The following is a 24082-nucleotide window of genomic DNA, read 5'->3' as shown; positions in this document are numbered from 1 at the left end:
TCCCGAGGAAGGGTTCGAGTCCACATGGCCCTGGAGCGCAGCCGCCGGGACGACGATCGACTGTCGTCCCGGCCCGCCGCTGAGCCGATCGCCGTCGTCGGTCTGAGCTGCCGGTTCCCCGGCGCGCCCGACGCCGACGCGTTCTGGCGTCTGCTCGTTGACGGCGGGGACGCAATCACCGAGGTCCCGGTGGACCGGTGGGACGCGGCGGCCCTCTACGATCCCGATCTCGCCGAGCCCGGCAGAGCCAACACCCGCTGGGGCGGCTTCGTCGACGGCGTGGACCGGTTCGACCCGCACTTCTTCGGCATCTCACCCGGCGAGGCGGCCAGCATGGACCCGCAGCACCGGATGCTCCTCGAGGTCACCTGGGAGGCGCTGGAACGGGCCGGCATCGTCCCGGCCCGGCTCGCCGGCAGCGCGACCGGGGTGTTCGTCGGCATCGGCACCGACGACTACGCCTCGGTCGCCTTCGACGACCCGGCCAACCTCAACGCCTACTTCGTCACCGGCAACGCCCTCAGCATCGCCGTGAACCGGCTGTCGTACCTGCTGGACCTGCGGGGGCCGAGCCTGGCGCTGGACACCGGCTGCTCGTCGTCCCTGGTCGCCGTGCACCTCGCCTGTCAGAGCCTGCGTGCCGGCGACACCCAGGTGGCGCTCGCCGGCGGCGTCAACCTCATGCTCTCGCCCAAGGCCACCATCGGGCTCTCCCAAACCTGGATGATGGCCGCCGACGGGCGGTGCAAGAGCTTCGACGCCGCCGCCGACGGCTACGTACGCGGCGAGGGCGCCGGGATGGTAGTCCTCAAGCGACTCGCCGCCGCCCAGCGCGACGGCGACCCGATCCTGGCCGTGATCCGCGGCTCGGCCATGAACCAGAACGGACGCGGGGAGGCGCTGACCGCCCCCGACGCGCACGCCCAGGAGGCGGTCGTCCGGCGGGCCCTGCGGGACGCCGGCGTCACCCCCGGGCAGGTCGACCTGATCGAGGCGCATGGCGTCGGCACCCCACTGGCCGACGTGGTCGAGGCGACCGCCCTCACCCGCGTCTTCGGCGTCGACCGCGACCCCGACCAGCCGTGTGCGCTCGGCTCGGTCAAGACCAATGTCGGCCACCTGGAACTGGCCGCCGGCGTCGCCAGCCTGATCAAGGTGGTCCTCGCCCTGCGGCACGGCACCATCCCCCCGCACCTGCACCTCACCACGCTCAACCCGCAGACCGGACTGGCCGACGCGCCGTTCCTGCTGCCCGACACGCCGCTGCCCTGGCCAGCCGGCGACCGGAGCCGACTCGCCGGGATCAACTCCTTCGGCCTCGGCGGCGTGAACGTCCACCTCGTCGTCGCCGAAGCGCCGCAGCCTGCGGTCCCTGCTGCGGCCGACGCTTCCACCCCGCTGCTGCTGCCGCTCTCCGCCCGGACCGCCCCGGCGCTGCGTGCCCTCGCTGAGCGGTACGTCACCCTGCTCCGCGCCCCGGACGCCCCCGACCTGGCCGCCGTCTGCGCGACCGCCGCCACCGGCCGGACCCACTTCGCGCACCGGCTCGCCGTCCTCGCCCCGGACCGGGCCACCGCCGCCGACCGGCTGGCCGGCTGGCTCGCCGGCGCCAACCAGCCCGCCGTCCGGCACGGCATGGCCGACCCGATTGGGCCGTCCGATTCGGGTACCGCCGGAGACGCGCCGGGCAGCGATCCCGGCGGGCAGGCCGAGGCGTACGTGCAGGGCGCCGATCCGGCGACCCCCGCTGCGGCGCCGACCCGGATCGTCCTGCCCACCTACCCGTTTCAGCGCAAGCGCTACTGGATCGAGTCCCGTCCCGCCGCCCGCGCGGCGCGGACGCCCGAGGTGCCCGCCCTGGTCCGTGAGATCGTCGCGGCACCCCCCGCCGAGCGGCGGGCCCGGATCGCCGACGCGGTCAACGACCTGGTTGCCGCCACCCTCGGCACCGAGGACGACAGTCCGGTCGACCCCCGGCAGGGCTTCTTCGCCCTCGGCATGACCTCCCTGATGGCCGTCGACCTCCAGAACCGGCTCCAGCGGGCCCTCGGCGACGCGCACTCACTGCCGCTGACCGTCGTCTTCCAGTACGCCTCGGTCGCCGCGCTCAGCGACTACCTCGCCCGCGAGGTCTTCCGGATCGAGACCGTGGAGCCGCCCCGCCGCGCCGCCGCCGGCAGCGACCTGCCCACCGCCGACGCGCTGGCCGGCATCTCCGAGGAGGAGGCCCTCACCCTGCTCCGCCGGCACCTCGGCGACCCGACTGGGCTCTCTCCGGTCAAGCAGGCTCTGCTCGCCCTCGGCCAGCACGCCGCACCTCGACCGACCAGCGAACCGATCGCGGTGGTGGGTGTGGGTTGTCGTTTTCCGGGTGGGGTTGTGGGTCCGGGTGGGTTGTGGGAGTTGTTGGTGGCCGGTGGTGAGGGTGTTGGTGTGGTGCCGGGGGATCGCTGGGATGTGGATGAGTTTTTTGATGGTGATCCGGATGTGGCGGGTCGGATGTATACGCGGTGGGGTCATTTTGTGTCGGGGGTGGATGGTTTTGATGCGGGGTTCTTTGGGGTGTCGCCTCGTGAGGCGGTGAGTTTGGATCCGCAGCAGCGGTTGTTGTTGGAGGTGGCGTGGGAGGCGTTGGAGCATGCCGGCCAGGTTCCTGCCCGGCTGGTGGGCAGCCGGACGGGCGTGTTCGTCGGGATGATCAGCAACGAGTACATGCAACTCCAGCTCAAGCTCGCCGATCCAACGATTATCGACACCTACTACGGCACCGGGGGCATCGGCAGCGCCGTGGCCGGCCGGCTGTCGTACCTGCTCGGCTTGCAGGGGCCGAGCCTCATGGTCGACACGGCGTGTTCGTCGTCGCTGGTCGCCGTGCACCTGGCCTGTCGCAGCCTGCGCTCCGGGGAGTCCGACCTCGCCCTCGCCGGCGGCGTCAACCTCATGATCATCCCGGAGTCGTACATCTTTCTCTCCCGGGCCAAGGCGTTGTCGCCGGATGGTCGGTGTAAGACCTTTGATGCCTCCGCTGATGGTTACGGCCGTGGTGAGGGTTGCGGGGTTGTGGTGTTGAAGCGGTTGTCGGATGCGCGGCGTGACGGTGATCGGGTTTTGGCGGTGATCCGGGGTTCGGCGGTGAACCACGACGGGCCGAGTTCCGGGCTGACCGTGCCGAACGGGCTTGCGCAGCAGGAGCTGATCCGTACCGCGCTGGCCGATGCCGGCATCTCGCCCTCCGACGTCGACTACGTCGAGGCGCACGGCACCGGTACGCCCCTCGGCGACCCGATCGAGGTGGCCGCCCTGGGCAGCGTGCTCGGTGACCGCCGTACCCCGGACCGGCCACTGCGACTCGGTTCGGTCAAAGCCAACATTGGTCATTTAGAGGCGGCGGCCGGAGTGGCCGGCCTGATCAAATCGGTGCTGGCGCTCCAGCAGGAGCAACTGCCGCCGCAGATCCACTTCCACACCGTCAACCCCAGGATCGCCCTCGACACGATCCCGGCCGAGATCCCGGTCGCCCCGACCGCCTGGCCCCGCGGCGAGCGGCCCCGGATTGCTGGGGTGAGTTCGTTTGGGATGAGTGGGACGAACGCTCATGTGGTCGTGGCTGAGGCGCCGGTGGTGGAGGGTGTGGCCGTCGGGTTGACGCGGGGTGTGCACGTCCTGCCGTTGTCGGCGCGGGATGGTGTGGCGTTGCGTGCTGTTGTCGAGCGGTATGTGGATTTGTTGGAGGCTTCTGGTGGGGGGTCGTTCGGGTTGGTGTGTGCGGCGGCGGGGGTGTCGCGGAGTCATTTCGCGCATCGTGTAGCGGTGGTGGCGTCGGATGCGGTGGAGGCGGTTGCGCGGTTGCGGGGTTGGTTGGCTGGTGTGGAGCATCGGTCGGTGGTTCATGGGGTGGTCGAGGTTGGGCGTCGGCCTCGGGTTGGGTGGCTGTTCACGGGTCAGGGTGTCCAGTGGGTGGGGATGGTTCGGGGTCTGTATGAGTCGGAGCGGGTGTTCCGGGCGGAGCTTGACCGGTGTGCGGAGTTGTTGGCGGGTGAGTTGGATCGGCCGTTGTTGGAGGTGTTGTTTCAGGGTGAGGGTGAGGTCGCTCAGGACGTTCTGGATCAGACGGGGTTCACTCAGCCGGTGTTGTTCGCGGTGGAGTGGGCGTTGGCGGGGCTGTGGCGGCACTGGGGTGTGGAGCCTGAGGTGGTGGCTGGTCACAGTGTGGGTGAGTTGGTCGCTGCGTGTGTGGCGGGGGTGTTTTCGCTGGAGGATGGGCTGCGGTTGGTGGCGGCGCGGGGTCGTTTGATGCAGGCGTTGCCGGCGGGTGGGGCGATGTTGGCGGTGGCGTTGCCCGAGGGTCGGGTGGTTTCGCTGTTGGCGGGTACCGATGTCGTGGTGGCGGCGGTGAACAGTCCGGTGGAGACGGTGGTGGCTGGTCCGGCCGACGCGGTGGAGGTGTTGGCTGACCGGCTTTCTGTCGATGGGGTGAGGACGACGGCTCTGCGTGTGTCGCATGCGTTTCATTCGCCGTTGATGGCGTTGATGGTGCCGGCGTTTCGGCGGGTCGCTGAGACGGTGGCGTTTCATCCGGCCAGGCGGACGGTGGTGTCGAACGTGACTGGTGGTGTCGCTGGCCGGGAGATCAGTATGCCGGGTTACTGGGTTGACCATGTGTTGGCTTCGGTGCGGTTTGCTGACGGGGTGGCGACTGTTGTGGGTCAGGGCTGCACGGTGGTGCAGGAGATCGGTCCGCATCCGGTGTTGCTGGCGGCCGCTAGGCAGTCGGTTGAGGATGGCACGGAGATGGTGTGGGTGCCGTCGCTGCGGCGGAATCGGGACGATTGGCGGCAGATGCTGGCGGCGGTTGCGGTTCTTTACGTCCGAGGGGTGGACCTGGATTGGGAGTCTGTCGCGGGTGGTGTGTCGACCGCCTCGGTCGACCTGCCGACGTACCCGTTCCAACGCCAACGCTACTGGGTCGACACGTCCCGCCCCGCCCAGATCCCTTCTGGCCACACCGACCCGCAGGCCGACTGGCTATACGAGCTGAGCTGGCGACCGTACGACCTGCCTGAGGCAGCCGCCGCTGCCGACCCGGGCAACTGGCTGCTCCTCGCGGACGCCGGCGGCGTCGCCGAGTCCGTCGCCGCGCTGCTGCGTGCCGAGGGCGCCCGCTGTCATCTGGTTCGCGCCGGAGACTCGTACGCAGCCCTCGCCGACGACGAGTGGCAGGTCACGCCCGACCAGCCGGACCACTTCCGCCAGCTTCTCGCGGAGGTAGGCGGCGGCCTCACCAGCATCGTGCACCTCTGGAGCCTTGACCACACCACTGTGACCCCCGACGCGCTGCACGCCGCCCACCGGCGTGACTGCGCCGGTCTGCTGCACCTCGTGCAGGCACTGGCGCCACTCGAACTGACGGAACCGCCGAAGATCCGGGTAGTCACCCGAGGCGGCCAGCCGGTCGGCGGCACCACCACGCCCGGCACGCCGCACCAGGCTCCGGTCTGGGGGCTGGGCAGTGTCGTCGGCCTGGAACACCCCACCCTGTGGGGCGGCCTGATCGACCTCGATCCCCAAGCCGGCGACCCGGCGGCCACCATCGTGCGGACTGTCCGGTCGGCCAGCGGCGAGCACCAGCTCGCGTGGCGCGACGGCCGCAGCCGCGTCGCCCGGGTCACCCGGGCTGCCGCCACTTTGTCCGCCAGCCCCGTGCAGATCACGGCAGAGGGCACTCACCTGGTCACTGGTGGCCTCGGCGCGCTCGGCCTGCTCGTCGCCCGGTGGCTGGTGGACCGGGGTGCCCGACACGTCGTCCTGGTCGGCCGCCGCCCGCCGTCCGAGGCCACCGCGGAGACGCTGCGAAACCTCACCGCACAGGGTGCCGACGTACGGGTGATGCGCGGCGACGTCGGCGACGCGGACGACGTACGACGCGTCCTCGACAAGATCGGCACCACCATGCCGCCACTGCGGAGCGTCTTCCACACGGCCGGCGTGCTCGACGACGGCGTGCTGCACCAGCAGAGCTGGGAACGGTTCGCGCGGGTGTTCGCGCCGAAGGTCGACGGGGCGTGGCATCTGCACACCCTCACCCGGGACCTGCCCCTGGACCACTTCGTCCTGTTCTCCTCGATCGCCTCCCTGCTCGGTGCGCCGGGCCAGGGCAACTACGCGGCGGCGAACGCCTTCCTCGACGCGCTCGCCCACCACCGGTGTGCCTCCGGGCTGCCGGCGGTCAGTGTCAACTGGGGTGCGTGGGGCGACTCCGGCATGGCCGCCAGCCTCACCGACCGCGACCAGCAGCGTTGGACCGAGCGGGGCATCGGCATCATTCCACCGGAGCAGGGCATCCGGCTGCTCGAACGGATCATGGCGCGCAGGGTGACCCAGGTCGGCGTCCTGCCGGTCGACTGGTCCCGGTACGCCGAGCGGTACCCACTCGGCGCGGAACGTCCCCTGCTGGCGGAGGTCGTCCGGCGGGAGCCGGCGGTCGCCGGGGCATCGGCCGACACGACGACCGCCCCCCGCCTGCGTACGCAGTACGCGGCCCTGCCCGACGCGAGCCGCCGGACCGCGCTGACCGACTACGTGACCCGGGAACTTGAGAAGATCCTCATGCTCGACGAGTCGTCGCTCGACCCGCGAAAGGGGCTCTTCGACCTCGGTCTGGACTCGCTGATGGCGCTGGAGTTCAAGAACCGCGTACAGGCCGCCTTCGAGTACGAGCTACCCGCCACGCTGCTCTTCAACTATCCGACCATCGACGCCGTCGTCGGCTACCTCCAACAGGCGATCTTCGGTGCGCCGGACGCTGGCCGGAGCGGGGCCCCGCCGCAGACGGCGAAATCCGAGAACGACGAGCTGGGTGACCTGCTCGACAACCTCGAACAAATGTCCGACGACGAGATCGACCGCATGTTCGCAGACAGTTCAGGCGTAGAAGGACAGGCATCATGAGCGATCTCCACGAGCGGCTGGCCAACCTGCCGCCCAAGCGCCTCGCGCTCTTGGTCCTCGACCTTCAGAAGCGCCTCGACGCAGCGAAGCGTTCCGCACCCGAACCGATCGCGGTGGTGGGTGTGGGTTGTCGTTTTCCGGGTGGGGTTGTGGGTCCGGGTGGGTTGTGGGAGTTGTTGGTGGCCGGTGGTGAGGGTGTTGGTGTGGTGCCGGGGGATCGGTGGGATGTGGATGAGTTCTTTGATGGTGATCCGGATGTGGCGGGTCGGATGTATACGCGGTGGGGTCATTTTGTGTCGGGGGTGGATGGTTTTGATGCGGGGTTCTTTGGGGTGTCGCCTCGTGAGGCGGTGAGTTTGGATCCGCAGCAGCGGTTGTTGTTGGAGGTGGCGTGGGAGGCGTTGGAGCATGCCGGCCAGGTTCCTGCCCGGCTGGTGGGCAGCCGGACGGGCGTGTTCGTCGGCATCGGCACCGACGACTACTCCCTGATGCTCCGTTCCGCCGACCCAGCCACCATGGACGCGTACACCGGCACGGGCAACGCGTTCAGCGTCGCCGCGGGGCGGCTGTCGTACCTGCTCGGGTTGCAGGGTCCGAGCCTGGCCGTCGACACGGCGTGTTCGTCGTCGCTGGTCGCCGTGCACCTGGCCTGTCGCAGCCTGCGCTCCGGCGAGTCGAACCTTGCCCTTGCCGGTGGCGTGCACCTGGTCCTGACCCCCGAGGGCACGATCTACCTGTCCCGCACCAAGGCGTTGTCGCCGGATGGTCGGTGTAAGACCTTTGATGCCTCCGCTGATGGTTACGGCCGTGGTGAGGGTTGCGGGGTTGTGGTGTTGAAGCGGTTGTCGGATGCGCGGCGTGACGGTGATCGGGTTTTGGCGGTGATCCGGGGTTCGGCGGTGAACCACGACGGGCCGAGTTCCGGGCTGACCGTGCCGAACGGGCTTGCGCAGCAGGAGCTGATCCGCACTGCCCTGGCCGACGCGGGCGTCACCCCGGCCGACGTCGACTACGTCGAGGCGCACGGTACGGGCACCTCTCTGGGTGACCCGATCGAGATCGACGCGCTGGCTGCCGCGCTCGGCGAGGGACGCGCGCCGGATCGTCCGGTGTTGGTTGGTTCGGTGAAGACGAACATTGGTCATCTGGAGGCGGCTGCTGGGATGGCCGGTCTGATCAAGCTGGTGCTGGCGTTGCGGCAGGAGACGATTCCGCCGCACCTGCACCTGCGTACGCCGAGTCCGCATATCGACTGGGCGGGGCTGCCGGTCGAGGTGCCCACCGTACCCACGCCCTGGCCCCGCGGCGAGCGGCCCCGGATTGCTGGGGTGAGTTCGTTTGGGATGAGTGGGACGAACGCTCATGTGGTCGTGGCTGAGGCGCCGGTGGTGGAGGGTGTGGCCGTCGGGTTGACGCGGGGTGTGCACGTCCTGCCGTTGTCGGCGCGGGATGGTGTGGCGTTGCGTGCTGTTGTCGAGCGGTATGTGGATTTGTTGGAGGCTTCTGGTGGGGGGTCGTTCGGGTTGGTGTGTGCGGCGGCGGGGGTGTCGCGGAGTCATTTCGCGCATCGTGTAGCGGTGGTGGCGTCGGATGCGGTGGAGGCGGTTGCGCGGTTGCGGGGTTGGTTGGCTGGTGTGGAGCATCGGTCGGTGGTTCATGGGGTGGTCGAGGTTGGGCGTCGGCCTCGGGTTGGGTGGCTGTTCACGGGTCAGGGTGTCCAGTGGGTGGGGATGGTTCGGGGTCTGTATGAGTCGGAGCGGGTGTTCCGGGCGGAGCTTGACCGGTGTGCGGAGTTGTTGGCGGGTGAGTTGGATCGGCCGTTGTTGGAGGTGTTGTTTCAGGGTGAGGGTGAGGTCGCTCAGGACGTTCTGGATCAGACGGGGTTCACTCAGCCGGTGTTGTTCGCGGTGGAGTGGGCGTTGGCGGGGCTGTGGCGGCACTGGGGTGTGGAGCCTGAGGTGGTGGCTGGTCACAGTGTGGGTGAGTTGGTCGCTGCGTGTGTGGCGGGGGTGTTTTCGCTGGAGGATGGGCTGCGGTTGGTGGCGGCGCGGGGTCGTTTGATGCAGGCGTTGCCGGCGGGTGGGGCGATGTTGGCGGTGGCGTTGCCCGAGGGTCGGGTGGTCTCGCTGTTGGCGGGTACCGATGTCGTGGTGGCGGCGGTGAACAGTCCGGTGGAGACGGTGGTGGCTGGTCCGGCCGACGCGGTGGAGGTGTTGGCTGACCGGCTTTCTGTCGATGGGGTGAGGACGACGGCCCTGCGTGTGTCGCATGCGTTTCATTCGCCGTTGATGGCGTTGATGGTGCCGGCGTTTCGGCGGGTCGCCGAGACGGTGGCGTTTCATCCGGCCAGGCGGACGGTGGTGTCGAACGTGACCGGTGGTGTCGCTGGCCGGGAGATCAGTATGCCGGGTTACTGGGTTGACCATGTGTTGGCTTCGGTGCGGTTCGCTGACGGGGTGGCGACTGTTGTGGGTCAGGGCTGCACGGTGGTGCAGGAGATCGGTCCGCATCCGGTGTTGCTGGCGGCCGCTAGGCAGTCGGTTGAGGATGGCACGGAGATGGTGTGGGTGCCGTCGCTGCGGCGGAATCGGGACGATTGGCGGCAGATGCTGGCGGCGGTCGCGGTTCTTTACGTCCGAGGGGTGGACCTGGATTGGGAGTCTGTCGCGGGTGGTGTGTCGACCGCCTCGGTCGACCTGCCGACGTACCCGTTCCAACGCCAACGCTACTGGGCATCCGTCGCTCCTCGGCGGAACGCGACCCCGCCCGCCGAGGGCGGCACGCATCCCCTGCTGGGACGGAACCTCACCTCGCCCGCGCTCGCCGGCACCGTCTTCGAGACCACGTTGGCCCCGGCATCCCATCCGCTGCTCACCGAGCACCGCATCTACGACCGGATCGTGGTGCCCGGTGCCCACCACCTGACGATGCTGACCGCTGCCACCGACAGCCAGGGCTCCGCGACCGCGATCGTGGACGTGGTCTTCCCACAGCCGATGCTGCTGGCCGACGGTCAGGCCCGAGTGGTGCAGGTGGTCATCGGGACCGCCACCGACGACGGAGCACCGATCCAGTTGGTCAGCCGCAGCACCGACGACCCGACCTGGACGACCCACGCCACCGCCATCCTGCGCCCGGCTGACGACGAAAGCGGTACACCACACGAGACGCCCGCTGTCATCCAGGAGCGGTGCACCGCTGACCCGGACTACGTCGACTGGTTCTACGACAGCGGTTGGCGGGACGGGCTCGAACTCGATGCCGGGTTCCGCTGGCAGAGCCGGATCTGGCGGCGGGACGGCGAAGCTCTGTGCCGAATGCGCGCCGTCGAGGACACGGACCGTCAGGACCGGTACGTGCTGCACCCCGGCCTGATCGACGCCAGCTTCCAGATCGTCGGCGCGACGTTGTCCACCGCCGGGAGGGAGTTCGCCGTCTACGTGCCGCTCGGGCTGGACCGGTTCCGGCTGCACCGGGCTCATCCCGCCGACCGTCCGCTGTGGGGACACGCCCGACTGCGTCCCGGCAGCGACCCGAACGACGAGACGATCACCGCCGACGTTCGACTGATCGACGACGACGGTCAGGTGGTGGCCGAGTCCCGGGGGCTGCACCTCAAGCGAGCCGAACGGTCCGCGCTGCTGCGCGCCGGCCGGTCCGAGGCGACGGGCCTCCTGCACGAGATCGCGTGGCAGCCGCAGCCCGCAGCGTCCGCCCCTGCGGAAGGCACCGGACGCTGGCTGCTCTGCGCCGACCGGAACGGTGTCGGTACGGCCGTGGCCGCCGCGCTGCGGGCGCGGGGACACCAGGTGGTCGTCGTGCACCCCGGCCTGTCCCAGGAGGCGGTCGGCGAGCACACCTGGCAGGTCGATCCCGCCGACCCCACCCAGGTCACGAGCCTGCTCCGTACCGTGGCCGCCGACCGGGACGTCCCGTTCCGGGGTGCCGTGCTGCTGTGGGGGGCGATCCCGGCCGACGGCGAGCCGGAACTGGCCGGCCTCGACGTCCCCCAGGCGCGGACGTTGCGGGCCGCGCTGCACCTGCTCCGGGGACTGGCCGCCGCGGCGGGCGGGACTGCGGCGCGGCTGCACCTGGTCACCCGGGGTGCCTTCCCGGCCGGCCAGGCAACAGTGGCCGTGGCGCAGACCCCGCTCTGGGGCCTGGGCAATGTGATCGAACTGGAGCACCCCGAACTGTGGGGCGGACAGGTGGACCTCGATCCGGCAGCCGCCGACACCGAAGCCGCCGCCGCACTGGTTGGGGAACTGCTCGCACCGCCGACCGGCGACCGGATCGCCGTACGCGGGGGAGAGCGGCTGGCCGCCCGGCTCGTGCCGCAGCGGACCGTTTTGGCCGGAGAACCGGCGGTGACCGTGGCCGGCGACGGGACGTACCTGATCACCGGGGGCCTCGGTGCGCTGGGCCTGGCGGTCGCGCGCTGGCTGGTGGCGCGTGGCGCCGGGCATCTGATCCTGGTCGGTCGGCGGGAGCCGACCGGCGCGACCGCGACGGTCCTCGACGACCTGCGGCGGGCGGGTGCCGCCGTCACGGTGGCCCAGGCCGACGTGACGCGCGCCGACGACGTGACCCGCCTGCTTACGGCGATCCCGGCCGGCCGGCCGCTGCGCGGCGTGGTGCACGCCGCCGGTGTCCTCGACGACGGGGTGCTGCTCCAGCAGCCGTGGGAGAACTTCGTCCGGGTGCTGGCCCCCAAGGTCGCGGGCGGGTGGAACCTGCACCGGGCCACCCGCGACCTGCCGCTCGACTTCTTCGTGCTGTTCTCCTCGGCGGCCTCGCTGCTGGGCTCCACCGGGCAGGCCAACTACGCCGCCGCGAACGCGTTCCTCGACGGGCTGGCGCACCACCGCAGGTCACTGGGCCTGCCGGCGGTGAGCGTCAACTGGGGGCCGTGGACCGAGGCCGGGATGGCGGCGCGGGCAGGCCAGAGCGAGGGACGCTGGGCCGCCCTTGGCATCGGCGGTATCACCCCCGAGCAGGGCATCGAGGTGCTGGAGCAGATCCTGCCCGCCGACCCGGTCCAGGTCGGTGTCCTGCCGGTCACCTGGTCGACGTACCTGCGGCGATTCCCGCCCGGGGACGAACCGGCGCTGCTGCGGGAGCTGGCTCGGACGGCGCGCGCCGCGGAACGGCGGGCGGTCGTGGCCACGCCGGGGCCGCGACTGGCCGAACGGCTCGCGGTGGCCGCGCCGCAGGACCGCCTCGACCTGCTCCGGCAGCACGTCTGCGGGCAGGTGGTCGCGGTGCTCGGCCTGCCGGCCACGTACCACCTGGAACCGAGGCAGAAGTTCTTCGAGATCGGCCTCGACTCGTTGATGGCGATCGAGCTGAAGAACACCCTGCAGAGCCAGCTCGGCACGCCGCTGCCGTCGACGGTGGTGTTCGAGTACCCGACCGTCGAGGCGCTCACCACCTACCTCGCCCAGGACGTCCTGGTCCTGGACGTGAGCGGCCCGGAGCAGACGGAACCGGAAAAGTCGGCCGCCCGTACGGACGCGATGGACCGGCTCAAGGACCTCTCCGAGAACGACCTGGAAGACCTGCTGGCGAAGAAACTCGCCGCCCTCGCTGAGCGGAGAAGGAAGTGACCGAGGACTCGACGCGGGCCGAGCAGCAGCAGTCCGCGCTCCTGCGCGCGTTCGTCGCCATCGAGGAGCTGGAGGCCGAACTCGACGAGGTGCGGCGGGCGCAGCACGAGCCGATTGCGATCATCGGGGCGAGCTGCCGGTTTCCCGGCGGTGGCGACAACCTGTCGTCCTTCTGGCGGGTGCTGCGCGACGGCGTGGACGCCGCCGGCGAGGTGCCATGCGAACGCTGGGACCTGGCCGACTACCACGATCCTGACCCGGACCGGCCGGGGAAGATGTACCCCCGCGAGGGCCACTTCGTGGACGGCGTCGACCAGTTCGACCCGGCCTTCTTCGGCATCGCACCCCGGGAGGCGGCCAGCCTCGACCCGCAGCAGCGCATGCTCCTAGAGGTCGCCTGGGAGGCCCTGGAGCACGCCGGTCAGGTGCCGGACCGGCTCGTCGGCACGCCGACCGGGGTCTACGTCGGCATTATGACCAACGACTACCTCCAGCTGCAGACCGGCGCGGGCGACCCCGGCCAGCTCGACCTGTACGCCGGCACCGGCAACGACCTGAGCTTCCCGGCCGGCCGGCTGTCGTACCTGCTGGGGCTCCAGGGGCCGAGTATGGCGGTGACCACCGCGTGCTCGTCGTCGCTGGTCGCGCTGCACCTGGCCGCGCGCAGCCTCCGCACGGGCGAAAGCAACCTCGCACTGGTCGGCGGGGTCAACGCCATGCTCGCCCCGGACGCGTTCATCACCCTATCGAAGATGCGCGCCCTGGCCGTCGACGGTCGGTGTAAGACCTTTGATGCCTCCGCTGATGGTTACGGCCGTGGTGAGGGTTGCGGGGTTGTGGTGTTGAAGCGGTTGTCGGATGCGCGGCGTGACGGTGATCGGGTTTTGGCGGTGATCCGGGGTTCGGCGGTGAACCACGACGGCCCGAGCGGTGGCCTCACGGTGCCGAACGGGCTTGCGCAGCAGGAGCTGATCCGTACCGCGCTGGCCGATGCCGGCATCTCGCCCTCCGACGTCGACTACGTCGAGGCGCACGGTACGGGCACCTCTCTGGGTGACCCGATCGAGGTACGCGCGCTGGCCGCCGTCCTCGGCCGGGACCGGCCTGCGGATCGTCCGGTGTTGGTTGGTTCGGTGAAGACGAACATTGGTCATCTGGAGGCGGCTGCTGGGATGGCCGGTCTGATCAAGCTGGTGCTGGCGTTGCGGCAGGAGACGATTCCGCCGCACCTGCACCTGCGTACGCCGAGTCCGCATATCGACTGGGCGGGGCTGCCGGTCGAGGTGCCCACCGTACCCACGCCCTGGCCCCGCGGCGAGCGGCCCCGGATTGCTGGGGTGAGTTCGTTTGGGATGAGTGGGACGAACGCTCATGTGGTCGTGGCTGAGGCGCCGGTGGTGGAGGGTGTGGCCGTCGGGTTGACGCGGGGTGTGCACGTCCTGCCGTTGTCGGCGCGGGATGGTGTGGCGTTGCGTGCTGTTGTCGAGCGGTATGTGGATTTGTTGGAGGCTTCTGGTGGGGGGTCGTTCGGGTTGGTGTGTGCGGCGGCGGGGGTGTCGCGGAGTCATTTCGCGCATCGTGTAGCGGTGGTGGCGTCGGATGCGGTGGAGGCGGTTGCGCGGTTGCGGGGTTGGTTGGCTGGTGTGGAGCATCGGTCGGTGGTTCATGGGGTGGTCGAGGTTGGGCGTCGGCCTCGGGTTGGGTGGCTGTTCACGGGTCAGGGTGTCCAGTGGGTGGGGATGGTTCGGGGTCTGTATGAGTCGGAGCGGGTGTTCCGGGCGGAGCTTGACCGGTGTGCGGAGTTGTTGGCGGGTGAGTTGGATCGGCCGTTGTTGGAGGTGTTGTTTCAGGGTGAGGGTGAGGTCGCTCAGGACGTTCTGGATCAGACGGGGTTCACTCAGCCGGTGTTGTTCGCGGTGGAGTGGGCGTTGGCGGGGCTGTGGCGGCACTGGGGTGTGGAGCCTGAGGTGGTGGCTGGTCACAGTGTGGGTGAGTTGGTCGCTGCGTGTGTGGCGGGGGTGTTTTCGCTGGAGGATGGGCTGCGGTTGGTGGCGGCGCGGGGTCGTTTGATGCAGGCGTTGCCGGCGGGTGGGGCGATGTTGGCGGTGGCGTTGCCCGAGGGTCGGGTGGTTTCGCTGTTGGCGGGTACCGATGTCGTGGTGGCGGCGGTGAACAGTCCGGTGGAGACGGTGGTGGCTGGTCCGGCCGACGCGGTGGAGGTGTTGGCTGACCGGCTTTCTGTCGATGGGGTGAGGACGACGGCTCTGCGTGTGTCGCATGCGTTTCATTCGCCGTTGATGGCGTTGATGGTGCCGGCGTTTCGGCGGGTCGCTGAGACGGTGGCGTTTCATCCGGCCAGGCGGACGGTGGTGTCGAACGTGACTGGTGGTGTCGCTGGCCGGGAGATCAGTATGCCGGGTTACTGGGTTGACCATGTGTTGGCTTCGGTGCGGTTTGCTGACGGGGTGGCGACTGTTGTGGGTCAGGGCTGCACGGTGGTGCAGGAGATCGGTCCGCATCCGGTGTTGCTGGCGGCCGCTAGGCAGTCGGTTGAGGATGGCACGGAGATGGTGTGGGTGCCGTCGCTGCGGCGGAATCGGGACGATTGGCGGCAGATGCTGGCGGCGGTTGCGGTTCTTTACGTCCGAGGGGTGGACCTGGATTGGGAGTCTGTCGCGGGTGGTGTGTCGACCGCCTCGGTCGACCTGCCGACGTACCCGTTCCAACGCCAACGCTACTGGGCGGCACCGACGCCGGGAGTACGGAGCCAGCGACGGTCGGGGGACCATCGGCTGCTCGGGCAGCGGCTGCGTACGCCGTCGTTGCGGGACACGGTCTTCGAGGCCACGCTGGGCGTGACCGACCATCCGCTGCTGGCCGAGCACCGGCTGCACGACCAGGTGGTGGTGCCTGGCGCCCACCACGTGGCCATGCTGCTTGCGGCGGCCGGTGAGGCGGGCACCACGACGGCGGGGCTGCGGGATGTCCTCTTCGCCCAGCCGCTGCTGCTCCCCGAGTCGGGCGAGCGCACCGTACAGACCGTCCTGACCTCGGAAGAGGCGACCCTGCGGCTGGTCACCTTCGACGACGGGGCCTGGACCGAGTACGCCACGGCCGGGCTGGACGTCGACGCCCACCCGGCGGAGCCGCCGGCCGACCTGGCGGAGCTGAGGGCGCGCTGCGACCGGCCCCTGGCCGACCTGGACACGTTCTACCGGCGGGTCACCGACGCCGGCCTCGACCTCGGCCCGAGCTTCCGCTGGCTGGCCGACGTGCACACCGGCGACGGCGTGGCGACCAGCGTGATCCGGGTCCCGGAGCAGCTCGACCGGTCGGTCTCGTACCCGGTGCACCCGGGCGTGCTGGACGCGTGCTTCCAACTGCTGGGGCTGACCCGGCCGCAGCCGGCGGACGGGCTGGCGATCCACGTCCCGTTCCGGGTGGAGCAGCTTCGGACGGCAACACCCGCCGACCAGCACGAACTGCGCGCGTACGCGTGGACCCGGGACACCGCGTCCGACGTAATGGGCGACGTGCTGGTGGTGGACTCGGCCGGGCGGACCGTAGTGGAACTGCGCGGACTGCGACTGCGTCAGGTGGATCCGGCGGCGGTGCGTCCGGCGAGCGCCGGCGCCGACGGGCTGCGCTACGAGATCACCTGGCCGGTCGTCGGCCCGGTCGAGGCAGGCGGTGACCAGGTCGCACCGGGACGCTGGCTGGTCTTCGCCGACCAGGGCGGGCTCGGGCAGGAGGTCGCGGCGTCGCTGACCGCCGGGGGCCACACCTGCACGTTCGTTCACCAGGGACAGCAGTACGGGGCGGGACCGGACGGGTACCGGATCGACCCGGACCGCCCGGAGGATCTGACCCGGCTGCTCGACGAGACACCCGGCGACGGCTGGCGTGGGGTGCTGTACCTGTGGGCGTTGGACGTGCCCGCCGACCCGGACGCGGACCCGGCTGCCCTCCAGGACGCCCAGCGGGTCGTCCTCGGCAGCGCCCTGCACCTGGTCCAGGCGCTGGCCACCCGTAACCAGTCGCCCCGCACGTACCTGGTGACCAGGGGAGCGCAGCCAGTCGGCGAGCCGACCGGGCCGTACGCGCTCGGTCAGGCACCGCTGTGGGGCCTGGCGGGCACGGTAGCGCTGGAGCACCCGGAGCTGTGCTGCACCCGCATCGACCTGGACCCGGCCGGGACCGGGGACGACGTGGCGTCGCTGGTCGCCGAGCTGCACGCTGGTGGACGCGACGACCAGGTCGCGCTGCGCGCCGAGAAACGGCACGTGGCCCGGCTGGGCCGGTGCGCGGACGACGACCGGCGGCACCTGACCCGGCCAGGCGTCGAGTCGTTCCGGCTGGAGGTGGACGCCCCGGGTGTGCTGGACCAACTGGTGCTCCGGCCGGTGGCCCGCCGCGCCCCGGCCGCCGGCCAGGTGGAGTTGCGGGTCCGGGCCACCGGCCTGAACTTCCGGGACGTGCTCAACGCGCTCGGCATGTACCCGGGTGAGGCTGGCCCGCTGGGCCTGGAGTGTGTCGGCGAGGTGGTCGGAGTCGGCGCGGGCGTGTCTGGCCTGGCGGTGGGGGACCGGGTGGTCGCCCTGGCCCCGGCGAGCTTCGGCAGCTTCGTTACGGTGGACGCTGACCTGGTCGCGCCGTTGCCGGCGGTGGTCGGGGACGCGGACGGGGCGACGATCCCGGTGACCTTCCTGACCGCGTTGTACGCGCTGGAGCACATCGCCCGGCTCGCCCCGGGGGACCGGGTGCTGGTGCACGCGGCGGCCGGCGGCGTAGGCCTGGCCGCCGTGCAGCTCGCCCAGGCGGTCGGCGCCGAGGTATACGCGACGGCGAGCCCCCGCAAGTGGCCGGTGCTGACCGGGCTCGGGGTCCGGCACGTGTTCCACTCCCGCACGCTCGACTTCGCCGCCCAGATCCGCGAACAGACCGGCGGGGCCGGCGTGGACGTCGTCCTCAACTCGCTGACCGGGGATTTCATCGTGGAGAGCCTGCGGCTGCTCCGCCCCGGCGGCCGGTTCGTGGAGATCGGCAAACGGGAGATCCGGTCCGCAGGGCAGGTGGCCGCGCTCCGGGACGACATCACCTACACCGCCTTCGACCTGGTGGAACTCTCCCGGGACGAGCCGGGGACGGTGCGCGTCCTGCTGGCTGAGCTGATGCGCCGGTTCGAGACGGGGACGCTGCGTACGCTGCCCCGGCGGGTCTTCCCGCTCCCCCGGGCGGTCGACGCGTTCCGGTACATGGCGCAGGCACGGCACGTCGGCAAGGTCGTCGTCAGCCACATCGATCCGATGGCAGGCGACGCCGCCGACCTGGTCCGCGCCGACGGGACGTACCTGATCACGGGTGGCCTGGGCGGGTTGGGCCTGCACGTGGCGCGCTGGCTGGTCGCCCGGGGAGCCGGGACGTTGGTGCTGGTGGGCCGCAGCGGCGTCACCGACGCCACCCGGCCGACGGTCGAGGCGCTGCGCGAGACCGGGGCTCGGGTGGAGGTGGTCCGGGCCGACATCGCCCGCGCGGACGGCGTGGCCCGGGTCGTCGACGAGATCAGCGTGTCCCTGCCGCCGCTGCGTGGCGTGGTGCACGCGGCCGGGATGCTCGACGACGGGGTGCTGCTCCAGCAGGGGTGGTCCCGGTTCGCCCGGGTGCTCGGGCCGAAGCTGGCCGGGGCGTGGCACCTGCACCGCGCCACCCAGGGCCTCGACCTGGACTTCTTCGTGCTCTTCTCGTCGGTGGCGTCGCTGCTCGGCTCGGCCGGGCAGGGCAACTACGCGGCCGGCAACGCCTTCCTGGACCTGCTCGCCGCCGAACGCCGCCGGCAGGGCCTGCCCGGGTTGAGCGTCAACTGGGGTCCGTGGCGTGGCGCGGGTATGGCCGCGTCCGTGGACGACCGGGGCGACCGGCACTGGGCGCTACGCGGCATGGGCCTACTCGAACCGGAGCAGGGCATGGCCGAGCTGGCCGCGCTGCTGGCCGCCGACGACCGGGCGCAGGTCGGGGTGGTGGCGGTCGAGTGGGGCGACTATTTGCGGCAGTACCCGACCGGGCTGCGCCCGCCGCTGCTGGACGACCTGGCCGACACGGTGGCCGGGACGGTGGCCGGGGCGGGCGGCGGGCCGACCGGCGGCGGCAGCGACCACCGGGCGCTGCTGACCCTCCTGGCGGAAGCCACCCCGGACGACCGGACCGACCTGATCGTGGCGCACATCCGGGAGTTGGCGGCGCGGGTGCTCGGTCTGGCGGCCGCGCACACCCTCGACACCCGACGTCCGCTGAACGAGCTCGGCCTGGACTCACTGATGGCGGTGGAACTGCGCAACGCGCTCAGCCTCAGCGTCGACCGGTCACTGCCGGCGACCGTGCTGTTCGACTACCCGACCGTCGAGGCGCTGGCCGACTTCGTCGCGGGGGACCTCCAGCCGACCGAGGCGAAGCCGGCTCCGGCTTCGCCCGCGCCGCAGGCGCCCCCGGCCCGGACGGCACCGGCCGTCGCCGGGGACCGGGACACCTGGCTGGCGGAGATCGGCCAGCTCTCCGACGCCGAGGTCGAGGCACTGCTGGAACAGGAACTCTCCGAAACACGGAAATGGGATCGCCATGAGTGAGAGCCCCGCCCCGAACCTGACCCCGCTGCAACGGGCGCTGCTGGGCCTCCGGGAACTACGCGCCCAACTGGACGAGGTGGAACGGGCCAGACACGAGCCGATCGCGGTGATCGGGATGGGCTGCCGCCTGCCCGGCGGCGCCAACGACCCGGAATCGTTCTGGCATCTGCTGCGCGACGGCGCGGATGTCATCCGGGAGATGCCCACCGACCGGTGGGACGTGGACGCGTACTACGACCCGGACCCGGAGGCGCCCGGGAAGATGAGCACCCGCTGGGGCGGCTTCCTCGACGGGATCGACGGCTTTGACCCTGCCTACTTCGGGATCTCGCCGTGGGAGGCGGCGAACATGGACCCGCAGCAGCGGCTGATGCTGGAGGTTGTCCAGGAGGCGTTCGACGACGCCGGGCAGGTACGCGCCCAGTTGCAGGGCAGCCGCACCGGCGTGTTCATCGGCCTGGCGCACAGCGAGTACGGCTGGCTCAACTTCAACAATCCCGACCTGGCCAACGTCTACACGGCCACCGGGTCGTTCGGGTCGATCGTGGCGAACCGGGTGTCCTACGTGTACGACCTGCGTGGCCCCAGCTACACGATGGACGCGGTCTGCTCGTCGTCGCTGCTGGCCGTGCACCAGGCCTGCGAGAGCCTGCGCAGCGGCGACTGCACGATGGCCGTCGCCGGCGGGGCGGGTCTCTTCCTCAAGCCGGAGGGGTTCGTCTGGTTCACCAAGCTGGGCGTGATGGCCACGGACGGTCGCTGCAAGGCGTTCGACGCCCAAGGTGATGGCATCGTGCTCGGCGAGGGCGTGGCCGCGGTGGTGCTCAAGACGCTGTCCCGGGCGTTGGCCGACGGCGACCCGATCCACGCGCTGCTGCGTGGCAGCGCCGTCGCGCAGGACGGTCGCAGCAACGGCCTGACCGCGCCGAGCCGGCTCTCCCAGGAGGCGATGCTCCGCGAGGCGTACGAGCGGTCCGGCGTCGACCCGGCGGCGGTGCAGTACGTTGAGGCGCACGGCACCGGCACGATCCTCGGTGACCCGATCGAGGCGCAGGCGCTCGGCACGATCCTCGGGTCGCGCCGCCCCGCCGACCGGCCCCTGATGATCGGCTCGGTCAAGACCAACATCGGGCACCTGCAGATGGTCGGCGGCCTTGCCGGGCTGCTCAAGGTGGTGCTGGCGATGAAACACCGCCAGCTTCCGGCGAGCCTGCACTACACCGAGGGCAACCCGCACATCCCGTTCGACGACTACCGGCTGCGGGTGCAGGACAAGTGCGGCCCGTGGCCGTACGAGGGGCCGCTGCTGGCCGGGGTGACCTCGCTCAGCTTCGGCGGCACCAACGTGCACATGGTCGTGGAGGAACCCCCACAGGCCGACACCCCGCCTGCGGCCGGGCCGGCGGTCCGGGGTCGGCTGCTGCCGCTGTCCGCGCACGACCCGGGCGCGCTGCGGGACCTGGCCGGGGCGTACCGGGAACTGGTCGCCGACCCGGGCGTCGACCTGGACGACCTCTGCTACACGGCGAGCCTGCGCCGCACCCACCTCGACGACCGGTTGGCGGTCGCCTTCGCCTCGCGGGCCGAGCTGGTCGACCGGCTCGGCGCGTACCGCGACGGCGCGGTCCGGCCCGGCGTGACCGGCGGCGACCGGTCGCAGCACGTCCGCCGCCGGCTGGTGTTCGTATTCCCCGGGCAGGGCGGCCAATGGGTCGGCATGGGGCGACGGCTGTTCGACACCGAACCGGCGTTCCGGCAGGCGATCGAGGAGTGCGCGGCGGCGATGCGCCCGTACGTCACCTGGTCGCTCCTGGACGAGCTGCGCGCCGACGAGGCGTCCTCGCAGCTCGACGAGATCGACGTGGTGCAGCCGATGACCTGGGCGGTGCAGGTGGCCCTGGCCGCGCTGTGGCGCTCCTGGAACATCGTCCCGGACGCGGTGGTCGGGCACTCGATGGGCGAGGTCGCGGCGGCCCACGTCGCCGGAACGCTCACCCTCGACGACGCGGCCCGGGTGATCTGCCGGCGCAGCGCCCTGGTGCGGCGTATCCGGGGCCGGGGCACGATGGCCGTGGTGGAGCTGCCACTGGCCGAGGCGCGGGCGGCCATCACCGGCCTGGAGGACCAGCTCGCCATCGCGGTGAGCAACAGCCCCACCTCCACCGTGCTGTCCGGGGACACCATCGCCATCGAGACCGTGCTGAAGACGCTCACCGAGCAAAACGTGTTCTGCCGGCAGGTGCGGGTGGACTTCGCCTCGCACAGCCCGCAGGTGGACGAACTCCGCGCGGATCTGCTCGCCGAACTGCGACCGGTGCGCCCCCGCGCGTCGTCGGTGCCGATCCACTCCACGGTGACCGGGCAGCCCACCGACGGCCGGGAGTTCACCGCCGAGTACTGGGCCGACAACCTGCGTGAACCAGTGCTGTTCGCCACCGTGGTGGGGCAGCTCGTGACGGCCGCGCCGACGGCGGTCATCGAGATCAGCCCGCACCCGATCCTGCTCCCCTCGGTGGAACAGTGCGGCCGGCACGCGGACGCCGCCGTGGTCGCGCTGCCGTCGTTGCGCCGCGAGGAGGACGAGCGGACGGTACTGCTCGGCACCCTCGGCGGGCTGTGGGCGCTCGGTCGGCGGGTCGACTTCCGTCGTCAGCACCCGGTCGACCGGACGGTGCTGCGGCTGCCCGCGTACCCGTGGCAGCGGCAGCGCTGCTGGCTGGAGTTCGACCCGGCCGGCCCGGCTCCCGGCACAGCAATGTCGACGCAGCGCTACCTGCGGGCGGCCGTGCCCGGCGGCGAACACTTCTGGGAACTCCCCGTCGATCGGGCGTCCCGGCCAGGACTGGCCGGCGAGCCGGACCTACCCGCCGCCGTACACCTCGACCTGGCGCTCACCGCCGCCAGCGCGCTCACCGGGTCGCCGGCGGTGGTGCTCACCGACGTGACCGTCGCCGGCCCGGCCGTCCCGTCCAGCCGGGGGAGCGTCGTCCAGGTGGCGACGACCGGCCTGCGGGACGGGAACGCCCGATGGCAGGTGCACAGCCGCCCTGCCGGCGATGACACCGGGCCGTGGACCGGGCACGCCCAGGGCAGCCTGCGGGCCGCCCCCGCCGGGCGGCCGGTCGTGCCGCCCCGGGAGGCCCCCGACGCGGTCCGGCAGCGGTGCGCCACCGAGATCCCCGGTGCGGCGTACCGGGCCAGCCGGGCGGCGGCCGGATTGGCCGGCGGCGCGGGCGCGGACACCGTACGTGAGCTGTGGCGCGGCGACGGCGAACTGCTGGCGTCGCTGACCGTGTCGGCCTCGGCGGACGGGTCGCCGCTGGACTGGCGGCTGCTGCACGGCGTCGCCGACCTGCTCCCGGTGATCGCGCCGGACCCGGCCGTTGCTTCCGCCGCCCACCGGGTCGCCGAGATCGCCCGGCTGCGCGTGCTACGGCCGGCGACCGGCGAGTTGTGGGCGCACGTCACGCTCCAGGAGGTCGACGACGAAAGCCTCACCGGCGACGTCCGCCTGCTCGACCCCAACCTGCGGGTGGTCGCCGAGCTGACCGGACTGCGCGTGACCCGGGGCGCGGCCCCGGTCGCCGATCCGGCGTCGGCCGCCGCGCAGGTCGTCGGGCCACCGCGGTCCGAACTCGGCGCCCCGGCCGTCCGGCCGACAGCAACCGGGATGACGGTGCCGACCGCCGCGCCGACCAGTCTCAAGGCGCTGCTGACCGTCTCCGCCGACCAGCGGCAGGCGGTGCTCACCGGGTACCTGCGCGAGCAGGTCGCGGCGGTGCTCGGCCTGCAACCCCAGCAGCTCGACGTGGACCAAGCGCTGCTCGGGCTGGGCCTGAACTCGCTGATGGTCTTCGAGCTGCGTAACCGGCTTCGGGTGATGTACGGCACGCAGATAACCCCGGAGGAGTTCCTGTCCGGCATCTCGGTCGCCCGGATCGTCGCGCACGTCCTCGACCAGGCCGACGGCGGCACCCCGCAGACCACGCCGCCCGACGCCTCGGACTCGCCCTCGGACGACGTGCCGGTGCGGGTGCCACGCCGGATCGTGGCCCGCCGGTCCCGGCCAGCCACCGCCGACGTCAGCATGGACCCGGCCGACTGGCTGGGCCAGCGCGCCGCCGACCCGGCGGCCCGGCTGCGGCTGTTCTGCCTGCCGTACGCCGGCGGCAGCGCCGCCCTCTTCCGGGGCTGGGCCGGCAGCCTCCCCGACGGGGTCGACGTGTGCCCGATCCAGCTCCCCGGCCGGGAGCAGCGGCACCGGGAACCCGCGTTCACCCGGATGTCCGAGCTGGCCGCCACGCTCGGCTCCGTGCTGCGCGGGCACCTCGACCGCCCGTACGCGGTGTTCGGGCACAGCATGGGCGGCCTGATCGCCTTCGAACTGGCCCGGTACCTGCGTCGGGAAGGGCTGCCCGGCCCGGCACACCTGTACGTGTCGGCGGCGCGGGCCCCGCACGTGCCGGACCCGGAGCCACCGCTGCACCGGCTGCCCGAAGCAAAGCTGATCGAGAAGCTGCGGGCGATGGACGGCACTCCGGAGGAGATGCTGCGTGATCCGGAGGCGATCGCGCTGTACCTGCCGGTGATCAGGGCGGACTTCGCCATGGTGGAGACCCGCATCCACCACACCGAGCCGCCGCTGTCCATGCCGCTGACCGTGTTCGGCGGCCGACGCGACGACGAGGTGTCCGAGGAGTCGCTGGACGCCTGGCGCAGCCAGACCACCGGGGAGTTCGCCGTCGAGCTGCTCCCTGGCGACCACTTTTTCGTCCAGCGGGAGCGGACCGACCTGCTGGCCGCGCTCACCCGGCGGCTCACCGCGGACCTGGCCCGGTCAGCCACCCCGGCCACCCCGGCCGCCACGCCGACGAACCTGACCTGACCCCCGACACACCGCTGAAAGGA

Annotated in this window: 4 protein-coding genes; all 4 read left to right on the top strand. The window is 71.4% G+C overall.

What is annotated here, in order from left to right; translation table 11 throughout:
• The first annotated feature begins 24 nt into the window (after nucleotides 1–24).
• Genes ACN27F_RS03265 through ACN27F_RS03250 form a run of 4 tightly spaced genes read left to right on the top strand, consistent with a single transcriptional unit; the run spans nucleotide 25 to nucleotide 24059 of the window.
• Nucleotides 25–6948: an SDR family NAD(P)-dependent oxidoreductase gene (locus ACN27F_RS03265; RefSeq protein WP_421431075.1), complete on the top strand. Its 6924-nt coding sequence runs from the start codon at nucleotides 25–27 to the stop codon at nucleotides 6946–6948.
• Complete coding sequence (locus ACN27F_RS03260) at nucleotides 6945–12554, top strand: type I polyketide synthase (RefSeq protein ID WP_421431074.1); 5610 nt, start codon at nucleotides 6945–6947, stop codon at nucleotides 12552–12554. Before ACN27F_RS03265 ends, ACN27F_RS03260 begins: the two co-directional genes overlap by 4 nt.
• Nucleotides 12551–19174: an SDR family NAD(P)-dependent oxidoreductase gene (locus ACN27F_RS03255; protein ID WP_421431073.1), complete on the top strand. Its 6624-nt coding sequence runs from the start codon at nucleotides 12551–12553 to the stop codon at nucleotides 19172–19174. Before ACN27F_RS03260 ends, ACN27F_RS03255 begins: the two co-directional genes overlap by 4 nt.
• A complete protein-coding gene (locus tag ACN27F_RS03250; protein ID WP_421431072.1) occupies nucleotides 19167–24059 on the top strand; it encodes a beta-ketoacyl synthase N-terminal-like domain-containing protein in 4893 nt (1630 codons plus the stop codon). Before ACN27F_RS03255 ends, ACN27F_RS03250 begins: the two co-directional genes overlap by 8 nt.
• The last annotated feature ends 23 nt before the right edge of the window (nucleotides 24060–24082 follow it).

Origin of the sequence: Solwaraspora sp. WMMB335, assembly GCF_049179075.1 — a bacterium.
Lineage (GTDB): Bacteria > Actinomycetota > Actinomycetes > Mycobacteriales > Micromonosporaceae > Micromonospora_E.
The sequence above is the reverse complement of the archived record's forward strand: the minus strand, read 5'-3'. Positions and strand labels throughout refer to the sequence as shown.